Consider the following 14,523-nt stretch of genomic DNA (forward strand, 5'->3'; position numbering starts at 1 on the left):
TGGAAATAGATGTAGACGAAAGATTTCAAGTTGTGTCAGTTTTCTTACGCCTTCAAAAGAGGTGAGTGATAGGACTATCCTCGCCCGCGAGGTTCCTATCGAACAAAGACTGATGCACTTGCAAACAAGGAAGTACGTTTATGTCAAAAGTAAAAGACAAAGCTATTGTATCTGCCGCGCAAGCCAGCACTGCTTACTCGCAAATCGATAGCTTCAGCCATTTGTATGACCGTGGCGGCAACCTCACGGTCAATGGCAAACCGTCCTACACCGTGGACCAGGCAGCGACCCAGCTGCTGCGGGATGGTGCTGCGTACCGGGACTTTGATGGCAACGGCAAGATCGATCTGACCTACACCTTCCTCACCTCGGCTACCCAGAGCACCATGAACAAACATGGCATCTCGGGGTTCAGCCAATTCAACACCCAGCAGAAAGCACAGGCCGCACTGGCCATGCAATCCTGGGCGGATGTCGCCAACGTGACCTTTACCGAAAAGGCTTCCGGCGGTGACGGCCACATGACCTTCGGCAACTACAGCAGTGGCCAGGACGGCGCCGCGGCCTTCGCTTACCTGCCCGGTACCGGTGCAGGCTACGACGGCACTTCGTGGTACCTGACCAACAACAGCTACACGCCGAACAAGACCCCGGACCTGAACAACTATGGCCGGCAGACCCTGACCCACGAAATCGGCCACACCCTGGGCCTGGCTCACCCTGGCGACTACAACGCCGGGAACGGCAACCCGACCTATAACGACGCCACCTATGGACAGGACACGCGTGGTTATAGCCTCATGAGTTACTGGAGCGAGAGCAACACCAACCAGAACTTCAGCAAAGGCGGCGTCGAAGCTTACGCTTCCGGCCCGCTGATCGACGACATCGCCGCGATCCAGAAGCTCTACGGTGCCAACCTCAGCACCCGCGCCACGGACACCACCTACGGGTTCAACTCCAACACCGGGCGTGATTTCCTCAGCGCCACTTCCAATGCCGACAAGCTGGTGTTCTCGGTATGGGACGGTGGCGGCAACGACACCCTGGACTTCTCCGGTTTCACCCAGAACCAGAAGATCAACCTCACGGCCACCTCGTTCTCTGATGTGGGCGGCCTGGTGGGCAACGTGTCCATCGCCAAGGGTGTCACCATCGAGAACGCGTTCGGCGGTGCGGGCAACGACCTGATCATTGGTAACCAAGTCGCCAACACCATCAAGGGCGGGGCCGGCAACGACCTCATCTACGGCGGCGGCGGTGCGGACCAGCTGTGGGGCGGCGCGGGCAGCGATACTTTCGTGTACGGTGCCAGTTCCGACTCCAAGCCAGGGGCTGCGGACAAGATCTTCGACTTCACCTCGGGTTCTGACAAGATCGACCTGTCCGGTATCACCAAGGGTGCGGGCGTGACCTTCGTCAACGCCTTTACCGGGCATGCCGGCGATGCTGTACTGACCTATGCCTCAGGTACCAACCTGGGCACCTTGGCGGTGGACTTCTCCGGGCACGGCGTGGCGGATTTCCTCGTCACCACCGTTGGCCAGGCGGCTGCCAGTGACATCGTAGCCTGATGTAAAGCGCGCGGTGCTTCGGCACCGCGCTCCAGGCTGGAGTTGGATATGCCACGTTTTCCCCATTTGGTCGCCTGCGTCGTGCAGGTGTTGTTCGTGTCGGCAGGAGCCCACGCAATGGCTAGCAGTCTTGTATTACCTACCTCCGCGCAGCTTGCCGGGCAGTGGGAGCTGAAGCAGCAGGATCAGGTGTGCGCGCTCAAGTTAGTGGAGCAAGCCAATGCCCTGGAAGGCGATATCGCCTGTGTCGAGCAATGGCTGGGCGACAAGCCGCAGACATGGTCACCCACGCCGGATGGTATCTGGCTGTTTAACGCTGAAGGTTCAGGGATCACCCATTTGAATCGCCAGAAAGAGGGCGACTATCAAGCCCGCACTAAAGCTGGCGAAGTTGTAACGCTGCAACGAAAACCTTAATTAAAAGTTATAAGCATATAACTCGATTTGTTAGGCGGCCGTACCCTACTTGGTAGGGGTGACCCTTTTGCGTAATTCGCTGCAAGGAAAAACAATTAATATGGCGAAGTCCCATGGGGTTGCGCCCTTATTCAGGGCGCTGGGTGAGTACAAGAGTATTTTGATCAGCGTTGGCTGTTTCACGGCATTGATTAACCTATTAATGCTGGTGCCCTCGATTTACATGCTGCAAGTGTATGACCGTGTGCTGTCCTCCCAGAATGAAACCACTCTGGTGATGTTGACGCTGATGGTCGTGGGCTTCTTTGCGTTTATCGGCCTGCTGGAAGTGGTGCGCAGCTTTATCGTGATCCGCATCGGCAGCCAATTGGAGCGACGGTTCAACTTGCGCGTGTACAAAGCCGCGTTCGAGCGCAACCTGCAGCGCGGCCAGGGGCATGCCGGGCAATCCTTGGGCGACCTGACCGCTCTGCGCCAATTCATCACGGGGCCGGCGCTGTTCGCGTTTTTCGATGCGCCGTGGTTCCCGATCTACCTGTTCGTGATTTTCCTGTTCAACGTGTGGCTCGGCGTACTGGCCACTGCGGGCGCGGTGTTGTTGATTGGCCTGGCGTGCCTTAACGAATACCTGACCAAAAAGCCATTGGGTGAGGCCAGCGGTTATTCGCAGCAGTCGACCCAGCTGGCCACCAGCCATTTGCACAACGCCGAAACCATCCAGGCCATGGGCATGCTCGGCGCGCTGCGCCAACGCTGGTTTGGCGTGCATTCGCGGTTCCTGGGCTTGCAGAACCAGGCCAGCGACACCGGTTCGATCATCACCTCCTTAAGCAAATCCCTGCGCCTGTGCCTGCAATCCTTGGTGCTGGGCCTGGGCGCCTACCTGGTGATCAAGGGCGACATGACCGCCGGCATGATGATCGCAGGCTCCATCTTGATGGGCCGGGTACTCAGCCCCATCGACCAATTGATTGCGGTGTGGAAACAATGGAGCTCGGCCAAGCTGGCCTACCAGCGCCTCGACGAACTGCTGCGTGAATTCCCGCCAGAGGCCGAGCACATGGCTTTGCCTGCGCCCAACGGCCAGGTCAGTTTCGAACAGGTCAGCGCCGGCCCACCGGGGCGGCGCATGGCGACCCTGCACCAGGTCAGCTTCAACCTGGCGGCCGGTGAGGTGCTGGGTGTACTCGGCGCGTCGGGCTCCGGCAAGTCCACCCTGGCTCGCGTTCTGGTGGGTGTGTGGCCGACCCTGGCCGGTACCGTACGCCTGGACGGCGCGGATATTCACCGCTGGAACCGCGACGACCTCGGCCCGCATATCGGTTATTTGCCCCAGGACATCGAGCTGTTCAGCGGCAGCATTGCCGACAACATCGCGCGCTTTCGCGAAGCCGACCCGGAACGGGTGGTCAAGGCTGCGCAACAGGCCGGCGTGCATGAACTGATCCTGCGCCTGCCCCAAGGCTACGACACCGTGCTGGGCGACAACGGCGGTGGCTTGTCCGGCGGCCAGAAACAACGCGTGGCCCTGGCCCGCGCCCTGTACGGCGGACCGCGCCTGATCGTGCTGGACGAACCCAACTCCAACCTCGATACCGTCGGAGAAGCGGCGTTGGCCAGTGCCATCGTGCAGATGAAGGCCCAGGGCAGCAGTGTGGTGCTGGTGACCCACCGTTCTTCGGCGTTGGCCCAGGCCGACAAGCTGTTGGTACTCAACGACGGGCATCTGCAAGCCTTCGGGCCCAGCCAAGACGTGCTGCGCGCGTTGTCCGGCCAGCAGGAAGCGCCGAAGGAGAAACCCGGCGTGAGTTTCAGTCGTCAGTATCAAGCCGGAAGGAATCCAGGCGCATGAGCAGCCTTACTGTTGAACCTCGTAGCAAAGAACGTGATGCCGGCTTTTTCGTAAAAATGGGCTGGGTGATGACCATTGTCGGTGCCGGTGGTTTTTTCCTCTGGGCCAGCCTCGCACCGTTGGACCAGGGCATCCCGGTCCAAGGCACCGTGGTGGTGTCTGGCAAGCGCAAGGCCGTACAAACCTTCAGCCCCGGCGTGGTCAGCCGGATTTTGGTGAAGGAGGGCGAATTGGTCAAACAAGGCCAGCCGCTGTTTCGTCTCGACCAGACCCAGAACCAGGCCGATGTGCAATCGCTGCAAGCCCAGTACCGCATGGCCTGGGCCAGCGTGGCGCGCTGGCAGAGCGAACGTGACAACCTTTCCAGCATCACCTTTCCCGCTGAGCTGAGCGCCAATCCCGACCCAGCCCTGATGCTGGTGCTCGAAGGCCAGCGCCAACTGTTCAGCAGCCGCCGCGACGCGTTTGCCCGTGAACAAGCCGGGATTCGCGCCAGCATCGAAGGCGCCACGTCACAGTTGAGCGGCATGCGCCGTGCGCGCAGTGACCTGACCGCCCAGGCCCAATCCCTGCGCGCGCAACTGAGCAACCTGCAACCCTTGGCCGACAACGGCTACATCCCGCGCAACCGGCTGATGGACTACCAGCGCCAGTTGTCTCAGGTGCAGCAGGACCTGGCGCAAAACGCCGGTGAAAGCGGCCGGATAGAGCAGGGCATTGTCGAGTCGCGGCTCAAATTGCAGCAGCACAGCGAGGAATATCAAAAAGAGGTGCGCAGCCAATTGGCCGACGCGCAACTGCGCAGCCTGACCCTGGAACAGCAACTGACCTCCGCCGGCTTCAACCTGCAACACAGCGAAATCAACGCGCCGGCCGATGGCATCGCCGTCAACCTCAGCGTGCACACCGAGGGCGCCGTGGTGCGCGCCGGTGAAACCTTGCTGGAGATCGTGCCCCAGGGCACACGCCTGGAAGTGGAAGGGCACCTGCCGGTGCATTTGGTGGACAAGGTCGGCACGCACTTGCCGGTCGACATCCTCTTCACCGCCTTCAACCAAAGCCGCACGCCACGGGTACCGGGCGAAGTCAGCCTGATCTCCGCCGACCAGATGCTCGATGAAAAGACCGGTGCGCCGTATTACGTGCTGCGCACCAGCGTCAGCGAGGCGGCGATGGAAAAACTCAACGGCCTGGTGATCAAACCCGGCATGCCCGCCGAGATGTTCGTGCGCACCGGCGAGCGTTCCTTGCTCAACTACCTGTTCAAGCCGCTGCTGGACCGCGCCGGCTCCGCGTTGACCGAGGAATGAGCATGAAGCCAGTGTTCATTTCGCTGTTGTTGGTGTGTGGCAGTGCCCAGGCAGCCATGGGGCCCTTTGATGTGTACGAGCAGGCGCTGCGCAACGACCCGGTGTTCCTTGGCGCCATCAAGGAGCGCGACGCCGGCCTGGAAAACCGCACCATTGGCCGCGCCGGCTTGCTGCCGCGGCTGTCCTACAACTACAACAAGGGCCGCAATAATTCCGAAGCGCACCTGCCTGACGGACGCGGTGGCAGCTATCGCGACGACCGCAACTACAACAGCTACGGCTCCACCTTCAGCCTGCAACAGCCACTGTTCGACTACGAAGCCTATGCCAACTACCGCAAGGGCGTGGCCCAGGCGCTGTTCGCCGATGAAAGCTTTCGCGACAAGAGCCAGGCGTTGCTGGTGCGGGTGTTGAGCTATTACACCCAGGCACTGTTTGCCCAGGACCAGATCGACATCGCCAGGGCCAAGAAGAAGGCCTTCGAACAACAATTCCAGCAGAACCGCCATCTGTTCGAGCAAGGCGAGGGCACCCGCACCGATATCCTTGAAGCCGAGTCGCGCTACGAGTTGGCCACCGCCGAAGAGATCCAGGCCCTGGATGAGCAGGACGCCTCGCTTCGGGAACTGGGCGCGTTGATCGGCGTGCAAAGCGTCAACATCAACGACCTGGCACCGCTGAACCAAAGCTTCGCCGCGTTCACCCTGACCCCGGCCAACTACGACACCTGGCACGAGTTGGCGCTGACCAACAACCCGGTGCTGGCTTCGCAACGCCAGTCCCTGGAAGTGGCGCGCTATGAAGTGGAACGCAACCGCGCCGGGCATTTGCCGCGCATCACCGCGTATGCCACCTCGCGCAAGCAGGAGTCCGACAGCGGCAACACCTATAACCAGCGCTACGACACCAACACCATTGGCGTCGAAGTGAGCATGCCGCTGTATGCCGGTGGCGGTATCTCGGCCTCCACCCGCCAGGCCAGCCGTGCCATGGAGCAGGCGGAGTACGAGCTGGAAGGCAAGACCCGCGAAACCCTGATCGAACTGCGTCGCCAGTTCAGTGCGTGCCTGTCAGGCGTGAGCAAGTTGCGCGCCTATCAGAAAGCCCTGGCATCCGCCGAGGCGCTGGTGGTGTCGACCAAGCAAAGCATTCTCGGCGGCGAGCGCGTCAACCTCGACGCCCTGAACGCCGAACAGCAGCTGTACAGCACCCGCCGCGACCTGGCCCAGGCGCGTTATGACTACTTGATGGCCTGGACCAAATTGCACTACTACGCGGGCAACTTGCGCGATACCGACCTGGCCAAAGTGGACGAAGCCTTCGGCCCGGATGGAAAACTGTAGGAGCGAGCTTGCTCGCGAAAAACGTCAACGATAACGCGGGCAACCTGGATGCACGCGGAGTCTGTGAGTGCTTCGCGAGCAAGCTCGCTCCTACAGGGGGAATAACAATAATAGGGAGTGTGCACATGATCACCGATTCACCGCGTTTCAAACCCTTCACCGCTGGTTCCTTGCTGCTGCTGTCCGTTGCGGCACAGGCGCAATACACCGAGACCGGCCAGCCGGGTAACCCTGCCAGTTGGCGCTCGGCCGAGTACCAGAGCGACTGGGGCCTGGGCCGCATGAAAGCCGATGAAGCCTACGCCGCCGGGATCAGCGGCCAAGGCGTGAAAATCGGCGCACTGGACTCAGGGTTCGATGCCAATCACCCCGAAGCCGCCAAAGACCGTTTCCACCCGGTCACCGCCACCGGCACCTATGTCGATGGCAGCACCTTCAGTACCACCGGCGCGCTCAACCCGAACAATGACTCCCACGGCACCCACGTCACCGGCACCATGGGCGCCGCTCGCGACGGCGTGGGCATGCATGGCGTTGCGTACAACGCGCAAGTCTATGTGGGCAACACCAACGCCAACGACAGCTTCCTGTTCGGCCCCACGCCAGACCCCAAATACTTCAAGACCGTGTACACCGCCCTGGTGGACTCCGGCGTGCGCGCCATCAACAACAGCTGGGGCAGCCAGCCCAAGGACGTCAGCTACCAGACCCTGGACAACATGCATGCGGCGTACGCCCAGCATTACAACCGGGGCACCTGGCTGGACGCGGCTGCGGACGTGGCCAAGGCCGGCGTGATCAACGTGTTCAGCGCCGGCAACAGCGGCTATGCCAACGCCAGCGTGCGCTCGGCCTTGCCGTATTTCCAGCCGGAACTGGAAGGCCACTGGCTGGCCGTATCCGGGCTGGATAAAGCCAATAACCAGAAATACAACAAGTGCGGCGTCGCCAAGTACTGGTGTATTTCTACCCCTGGCGCGCTGATCAACAGCACCATTCCCGACGGCGGGTATGGGGTGAAGTCCGGCACCTCGATGTCGGCGCCCCATGCCACTGGCGCGTTGGCGCTGGTGATGGAACGTTATCCCTACATGACCAACGAGCAAGCCTTGCAGGTGCTGCTGACCACCGCCACCCAGCTCGACGGCTCGATCACCCAGGCGCCTAACGCCATCGTCGGCTGGGGCGTGCCTGACCTGGGCCGGGCGATGCACGGCCCAGGGCAATTGCTCGGCCCAATGGAGGTCAACCTGGCCGCCGGGCAGGGTGACGTGTGGAGCAACGGCATCTCCGACCAGGCGCTACTTCAGCGCCAGGCCGAGGACCGCGCCGAGCACACGGCCTGGCAGCAAACCCTGATAGACAAGGGCTGGCAAAACGGCGTGGGCGCCACTGCCAGCCAGCAGGACCAGACCGATTACGCCATCGGCAACGCCCGCGACCAGGCCGCCGCCAACCGCGTGTACGAAGGCAGCCTGATCAAGGCCGGTGCCGGCAGCCTGGTGCTCAGCGGCGACAGCACCTATCGCGGCGCAACCCTGGTCAACGGCGGTCTGTTGGCCGTCAATGGCTCGCTGACTTCGGCAGTGACGGTGAATGACAGCGGCACCCTGGGTGGTTCCGGACGTATCGCCGCGTTGTCGGTAAACAGTGGCGGCCGTGTGGCGCCGGGCAATTCGGTGGGTACCTTGCAAGTGGCGGGGGATGTAAACCTCGGCGCCGGCTCGACCTATGCCGTGGAACTGACGCCAACCAGCAGCGACCGCATTGTCGCCGGTGGCCAGGCGATTCTGGGCGGCGGCACCGTCACGCTGGCGCTGGAAAACAGCCCCACCTTGCTCAGCCAGAGCGAGGCCCAAAGTCTGATCGGCCGGCAGTACTCGATTCTCGAGGCGGCGGGCGGCATTCAGGGCCAGTTCGGGCAAGTGCTGCCCAACTACCTGTTCCTCGGTGGCACCCTCGACTACGCCGCCAATGCCGTGCAACTGAACGTGGGGCGCAACGACGCCAGCTTCGCCAGCGTCGGCGCCACCCGCAACCAGCGCAACGTCGCAGCCGCCGCCGAGCAATTGGGCGCCGGCAACCCGGTGTATGAAAGCCTGCTGCAGTCGCAATCGGTTGCCGTGGCCCAGCAGGGCTTGCAGCAACTGTCCGGGGAAATCTACCCGGCTGTGGGTGCGATGCTGATCAACGACAGCCTGCAACTGCGCAATGCCGTGGGCGAGCGCCTGCGCCATGTGCCAGTGACCGGTGAAAGCAACCTGTGGTTCAAGGCGCTGGGCGCCTGGGGCAAGACCGATAGCCGCACTGAAACGGCGGGTTCCACCACCTCCATCGGTGGCCTGTTGGCGGGCGTGGATGGCGCGCTGGATGAGCAGACCCGCGTGGGCGTGGTTGCCGGCTACAGCGACAGCTCCTTGAACATGGGCAGCGGTACCCATTCATCGGCGTCCATCGACAGCTACCACTTCGGTGCGTACGCCGGGCGCGAGCTGGGTGATTGGCGCCTGAGCGTCGGCGGTGCCTACAGCTGGCATCGCGGCGATGTGAAGCGCGACCTGCAATGGGGTGATGTCAGCGGCAAGCAAAAAACCAAGCTGGACGCGACCACGGCGCAAGTCTTCACCGAAGCCGCGTACCGCATCCGCCTGCAAGCGGTGGCCCTGGAGCCGTTCGCCAACCTGGCCTATGTGCATCTGAACAGCGAGTCCTTCCACGAAAAAGGCGATGCCGCGGCCCTGGAGCGCGGCAGCGACGGGCGTGATGCGGTGCTCAGCACCCTTGGCGTACGTGCGCTGAAAACCCTGGCTCTCAATGACCACCAGCAACTGGACCTGTCCGGTTCGTTGGGCTGGCAACACAGCCTGACGGCGGTGGAGTCCGAAGAGCACCTGGCGTTTGTTGCAGGCGGGCCTTCATTTGCGGTGCGCAGTGCGCCATTGCTGCGCGATGCCGCGTTGGTGGGCGTGCAGGCCAGCCTGGCGCTGAATGCATCGACACGGGTCAACCTGGATTACAACGGCCAGCTGGGTGGGCGCGCGAAAACCCAGGGCGTGGGTTTGAGCCTGAACTGGCAGTTCTGAAGACACCGCGAGCCTGATCGTTCCCACGCTCCGCGTGGTAACGCCTCTTGTGACGCTCCGCGTCACGCTTTGGGACGCAGAGCGTCCGGGACCGCATTCCCACGCGGAGCGTGGGAACGATCAGCGGCGGTGTTCTGGAGAAAGTGATTTACACACGTGCAATAAGAAAACTAAGGAAGGTCACCGTGAAAAAACGCAAGTCAGGGTTAACTACCGCCATCCACACAGGCCCGGGCTATCCGCTCAAGGCGCTGAGCTGCGTGCCATACGGCGCGTTGCTGTGTTGCCTGGCAAGCCTGGGGACTGCCCAGGCCGCACCCTATGTGGAAACCGGCAAACTGGGCGACGCCGCCAGCTGGCGCAGCAATGAGTTCAAGGCCGACTGGGGCCTGGGCGCCGTGCACGCCGACACCGCCTATGCGGCCGGCTACACCGGCAAGGGCGTCAAGCTGGGGATCTTCGACCAGCCGGTGTACGCCCAGCACCCGGAGTTCGCCAGCCCTAACAAAGTGGTGACGATTGTCACCGAGGGCATTCGCCAATACACCGACCCGTATATCCCGGTGAAGGCCGGCGACGCGTTCCGCTACGACGGCACGCCGTCCAAGGACTCCAACGGCAAGCTGGGTAACCACGGCACCCACGTCGGCGGCATTGCGGCCGGTAACCGCGATGGCGGGCCGATGCATGGCGTGGCGTTCAACGCACAGATCCTCACCGCCGAAAACGGTGACCCGGGGCCGGAAGACGGGATTATCCTTGGCAACGACGGCGCCGTGTACAAGGCCGGTTGGGATGGGTTGGTCGCCAGTGGCGCGCGCATCATCAACAACAGCTGGGGTATCGGCATCGGTGATCAGTACGCCAAGGGCGGTCGTGATCCGGCGTTCCCCAACTTCACCGTCAACGAGGCCCAGGCGCAGTTCAATACCATCCGGCCGATCCTCGGCACCCTCGCAGGTGGCGCGTACCAAGGCGCCATCGACGCGGCCCGCAGCGGCGTGCTGACCATCTTTGCCGCAGGCAATGACTACAACCTCAACAACCCGGATGCGATTTCCGGCCTTGCGTATTTTGTGCCAGAGATCGCGCCTAACTGGCTGTCCGTCGCGGCCCTCCAGCAGAACCCGAATACCGCCAGCCCCGATCCTTACGTGATCAGTACCTTCTCCTCGCGTTGTGGCTATGCGGCGAGCTTTTGCGTGTCGGCACCCGGCACCAAGATCTACAGTTCGATCATCAACGGTACCGACCTGAGCAACCTCACCACCGACTGGGCCAACAAAAACGGTACTTCGATGGCCGCACCCCACGTGGCGGGCGCCGCAGCGGTGCTGATGGAGCGCTTCCAATACATGAGCGGCGACCAGATCTCCACCGTGCTCAAAACCACCGCCACCGACCTCGGCGCGCCGGGCATCGACTCGCTGTACGGCTGGGGCATGATCAACCTGGGCAAGGCGGTTAACGGCCCCGGGATGTTTATCACCGCCGAAGATATCCCGGCCGAGTTCCGTATCGACGGTGCCTACGGCAGCGGCCAGTTCGTCGCGGATTTGCCGGGTGTCGGCGCGGTGGTGGATGCCGGCAAACCCACCCAGCGTGTGTGCGATGACCTGCACTGCGGCCGGGATGTGTGGAGCAATGACATCTCGGGCCATGGCGGCCTGACCAAGCAGGGCATCGGTACCTTGGTGCTCACCGGCGCCAACACCTACAGCGGGCCAACACTGGTCAACCAGGGTTTGCTGGCGATCAACGGTTCGGTCACCTCCGACGTCACTGTGAGCCAGAGCGGCGTGGTCGGTGGTTCGGGGCGTATCGGTTCACTGAGCGCGAACAGCGGCGGCACCGTGGCGCCGGGCAATTCCATCGGCACCTTGAACGTGGCGGGCAACGTCAACTTTGAACCGGGCTCGACCTACGCGGTAGAACTGTCGCCCACCAGCAGCGATCGCATCGTCGCCGGCGGCACCGCCACCCTCAACGGCGGCACCGTGACCCTGGCCCTGGAAAACAGCCCGACTTTGCTGAGCGCGACCCAGGCCCAAAGCCTGATCGGCCGTCAGTACAACATCCTGCAAGCGGCAGGTGGCGTCACCGGCAGCTTCGCGGCAGTGGTGCCCAACTACCTGTTTGTCGGCGGCACCTTGAACTACGCCGCCAACGGTGTGCAATTGGATGTGGCACGCACCAACAGCTTCGCCAGCGTGGCCGCCACGCCGAACCAGCGCGCCGTGGCCGCCGCCGCCGAGCAATTGGGCGCGGGCAATGGCGTGTATGAAAGCTTGCTGCTGGCACCCACGGCCGCCTCGGCCCAGGGCGCGTTCCAGCAACTGAGCGGCGAGGTTTACCCGGCGCTGGAAACCGCGCTGGTCAATGACAGCCGCTACGTGCGCGAAGCCGTGGGCGAGCGCCTGCGCAACGGTGAAATGGGCGCTGCCAGCCAAGCCATCGACAGCCGTGGCAACGTGTGGGTCAAGGCACTGGGCGCATGGGGCAAGACCGACAGCCGCAACGACACGGCGGGCTACACCACCTCCATCGGCGGCATGCTCGCCGGTGTGGACGGTGCCCTCGATGACGCCACGCGCATTGGCCTGGTGGCCGGCTACAGCGACACGTCGCTGAACATGGGCAGCGGCACCCACAGCCGCGCTTCGGTCGACAGCTACCATTTCGGCGCCTATGCCGGGCATGAAATCGGCGCCTGGCGCCTGAGTGGCGGCGCGACCTACAGCTGGCACCGCGCCGATGTCAAACGCGACCTGCAATACGGCGACGTCAGCGGCAAGCAAAAGGCCAAGGTCGATGCCCACAGCACCCAGGTGTTCACGGAAGCTGCGTACCGCATCAACCTGCAACCGCTGGCCCTGGAGCCGTTCGCCAACCTGGCCTACGTGCACCTGGCAACTGACAGCTTCAAAGAGAAGGGCGACGCCGCCGCGCTGAGAAGTGGCGACGACAGCCGTGACCTGGTGCTCAGCACCCTGGGTATGCGCGCCTTGAAGACCTTCAATATCAACGACCATCAGCAACTGGAAGTCTCCGGCACCCTGGGCTGGCAGCACAACCTGAGCAGCACCGATTCGGAGAAGCACCTGGCGTTTGCCTCGGGCGGCCCTTCGTTCACCGTAGAAAGTGCGCCGATGGTGCGCGATGCCGCGTTGGTCGGGGCCCGGGTCAGCCTGGCATTGAGCAAGGATGCGCGGGTGAACTTCGACTACAACGGCCTGCTGGCCAGTAAAGAGAAGGTGCACGGCGTTGGCTTGAGCCTGGATTGGGCGTTCTAAAGCTTTAAAAATCACTGTAGGAGCGAGCTTGCTCGCGAAGATCATCAACGATGACGCGTTCCACCTGAAGGAACGCGGCGCACTTGAGTTTTTCGCGAGCAAGCTCGCTCCTACAGGGGGGTAACGGATAACAGGTGTTTTGGCTTTCTCTACAAATCCAACAACAGAGAGGCACTACCAATGGGTATCTTTGACTATAAAAACCTCGGTACCGAGGACTCCAAGGCGCTGTTCGCCGATGCGATGGCGATCACGCTGTATTCCTACCACAACCTGGATAACGGCTTTGCCGTCGGCTACCAGAACAACGGCCTCGGCCTGGGCTTGCCCGCCACCCTGGTCAGCGCGCTGATTGGCGGCAGCAACGCCCAAGGGGTCATCCCTGGCATCCCCTGGAACCCCGACTCGGAAAAAGCCGCCCTTGAGGCGGTGCAAGCAGCCGGCTGGACGCCCATCAACGCCAGCACCCTGGGCTACAGCGGCAAGGTCGATGCGCGCGGCACCTTCTTTGGCGAAAAATTCGGCTACGGCACGGCGCAGGCCGAGGTGTTGGGCAAGTACGATGACGCCGGCAAGCTGCTGGAACTCGGCATCAGTTTTCGCGGCACTTCGGGGCCTCGGGAAAGTGTGATCACCGACTCCATCGGCGATGTGATCAGCGACCTGCTTGCCGCCTTCGGGCCCAAGGATTACGCCAAGAACTACGCAGGGGAAGCCTTTGGCGGCTTGCTCAAGAACGTGGCGGATTACGCCATTACCCAGGGTCTGAGCGGCAACGACGTCGTGGTCAGCGGCCACAGCCTGGGAGGCCTGGCGGTCAACAGCATGGCCGACTTGAGCGACAGCACCTGGTCGGGGTTTTATAAGAACTCCAACTACGTGGCCTACGCGTCGCCTACCCAGAGCGCCGGCGACAAGGTGCTTAACGTCGGCTATGAAAACGACCCGGTGTTCCGTGCCCTGGATGGCTCGTCATTCAACCTGTCGTCCCTGGGCGTGCACGATAAACCCCACGAATCGAGCACCGACAACATCGTCAGCTTCAACGACCACTACGCCTCATCCCTGTGGAACGTGCTGCCGTTTTCCATCCTCAACCTGCCCACCTGGGTTTCGCACTTGCCCACCGGTTACGGCGACGGCATGACCCGCATCCTCGACTCGGGCTTCTACGAACAGATGACCCGCGACTCCACGGTGATCGTCGCCAACCTGTCCGACCCGGCACGGGCCACCACCTGGGTGCAAGACCTCAACCGCAATGCCGAGGCGCACAAGGGCAATACCTTCATCATCGGCAGTGACGGTGACGACCTGATCAAGGGCGGCAGGGGCGTTGACTTTATCGAAGGCGGCAAGGGCAATGACACGATCCGCGACAGCAGCGGGCACAACACGTTTTTGTTCAGCGGGCAGTTTGGCAATGACCGGGTGATTGGCTACCAGGCGACGGACAAGCTGGTGTTCAACGACGTGGCGGGCAGCACCGATTACCGCGATCACGCCAAGGTGGTGGGCGGGGATACCGTCATTAGCTTTGGTACGGATTCGGTGACGCTGGTGGGTGTGAGCAGTCTGTCGGGGGAGGGGATAGTGATCAGCTGATGCATTCGGTGTGGGAGCAGGCAAGCCAGCTCCCACATTTGATGGG

Annotated in this window: 8 protein-coding genes; all 8 read left to right on the plus strand. The window is 62.4% G+C overall.

Annotation, left to right across the window (positions count from 1 at the left end):
- Nucleotides 1-140: 140 nt before the first annotated feature.
- The 8 genes from ACWHXD_RS13935 to ACWHXD_RS13970 all read left to right on the plus strand — a co-directional run bounded on the left by ACWHXD_RS13935 (nucleotide 141) and on the right by ACWHXD_RS13970 (nucleotide 14,477).
- A complete protein-coding gene (locus tag ACWHXD_RS13935; RefSeq protein ID WP_138763011.1) occupies nucleotides 141-1,574 on the plus strand; it encodes a serralysin family metalloprotease in 1,434 nt (477 codons plus the stop codon).
- 48 nt (nucleotides 1,575-1,622) lie between these two features.
- Nucleotides 1,623-1,991 (plus strand): AprI/Inh family metalloprotease inhibitor, encoded by a 369-nt coding sequence (locus tag ACWHXD_RS13940; RefSeq protein WP_138763010.1) that lies wholly within the window; start codon nucleotides 1,623-1,625, stop codon nucleotides 1,989-1,991.
- Between the two features lie 100 nt (nucleotides 1,992-2,091).
- Entirely contained in the window at nucleotides 2,092-3,843 is a 1,752-nt protein-coding gene (locus ACWHXD_RS13945; RefSeq protein WP_138763009.1) for a type I secretion system permease/ATPase, read from the plus strand.
- Nucleotides 3,840-5,153 carry an HlyD family type I secretion periplasmic adaptor subunit gene (locus ACWHXD_RS13950; protein WP_032897414.1) on the plus strand — a complete coding sequence of 438 codons (1,314 nt, stop codon included), beginning with the start codon at nucleotides 3,840-3,842 and terminating at the stop codon, nucleotides 5,151-5,153. The genes ACWHXD_RS13945 and ACWHXD_RS13950 overlap by 4 nt, the downstream gene beginning before the upstream one ends.
- A 2-nt stretch (nucleotides 5,154-5,155) precedes the next feature.
- Nucleotides 5,156-6,496 (plus strand): TolC family outer membrane protein, encoded by a 1,341-nt coding sequence (locus ACWHXD_RS13955; RefSeq protein WP_032897411.1) that lies wholly within the window; start codon nucleotides 5,156-5,158, stop codon nucleotides 6,494-6,496.
- A gap of 125 nt (nucleotides 6,497-6,621) precedes the next feature.
- Nucleotides 6,622-9,579: an autotransporter serine peptidase EprS gene (gene eprS, locus ACWHXD_RS13960; protein ID WP_138763008.1), complete on the plus strand. Its 2,958-nt coding sequence runs from the start codon at nucleotides 6,622-6,624 to the stop codon at nucleotides 9,577-9,579.
- Between the two features lie 185 nt (nucleotides 9,580-9,764).
- Nucleotides 9,765-12,872, plus strand: coding sequence for an autotransporter outer membrane beta-barrel domain-containing protein (locus ACWHXD_RS13965; RefSeq protein WP_138763007.1), 3,108 nt, complete (start codon nucleotides 9,765-9,767; stop codon nucleotides 12,870-12,872).
- A 180-nt stretch (nucleotides 12,873-13,052) separates the two neighbouring features.
- The gene (locus ACWHXD_RS13970) at nucleotides 13,053-14,477 is read left to right on the plus strand and encodes a polyurethane esterase (RefSeq protein WP_138763006.1); all 1,425 of its coding nucleotides are present in this window, start codon (nucleotides 13,053-13,055) and stop codon (nucleotides 14,475-14,477) included.
- Nucleotides 14,478-14,523 lie beyond the last annotated feature (46 nt).

It is taken from the genome of Pseudomonas fjordensis (assembly GCF_976987115.1).

Coding starts and splice junctions, on each gene's coding strand:
- ACWHXD_RS13935 (WP_138763011.1), top strand. CDS start 141: ATGTCAAAAGTAAAAGACAAAGCTATTGTATCTGCCGCGCAAGCCAGC.
- ACWHXD_RS13940 (WP_138763010.1), top strand. CDS start 1,623: ATGCCACGTTTTCCCCATTTGGTCGCCTGCGTCGTGCAGGTGTTGTTC.
- ACWHXD_RS13945 (WP_138763009.1), top strand. CDS start 2,092: ATGGCGAAGTCCCATGGGGTTGCGCCCTTATTCAGGGCGCTGGGTGAG.
- ACWHXD_RS13950 (WP_032897414.1), top strand. CDS start 3,840: ATGAGCAGCCTTACTGTTGAACCTCGTAGCAAAGAACGTGATGCCGGC.
- ACWHXD_RS13955 (WP_032897411.1), top strand. CDS start 5,156: ATGAAGCCAGTGTTCATTTCGCTGTTGTTGGTGTGTGGCAGTGCCCAG.
- eprS (WP_138763008.1), top strand. CDS start 6,622: ATGATCACCGATTCACCGCGTTTCAAACCCTTCACCGCTGGTTCCTTG.
- ACWHXD_RS13970 (WP_138763006.1), top strand. CDS start 13,053: ATGGGTATCTTTGACTATAAAAACCTCGGTACCGAGGACTCCAAGGCG.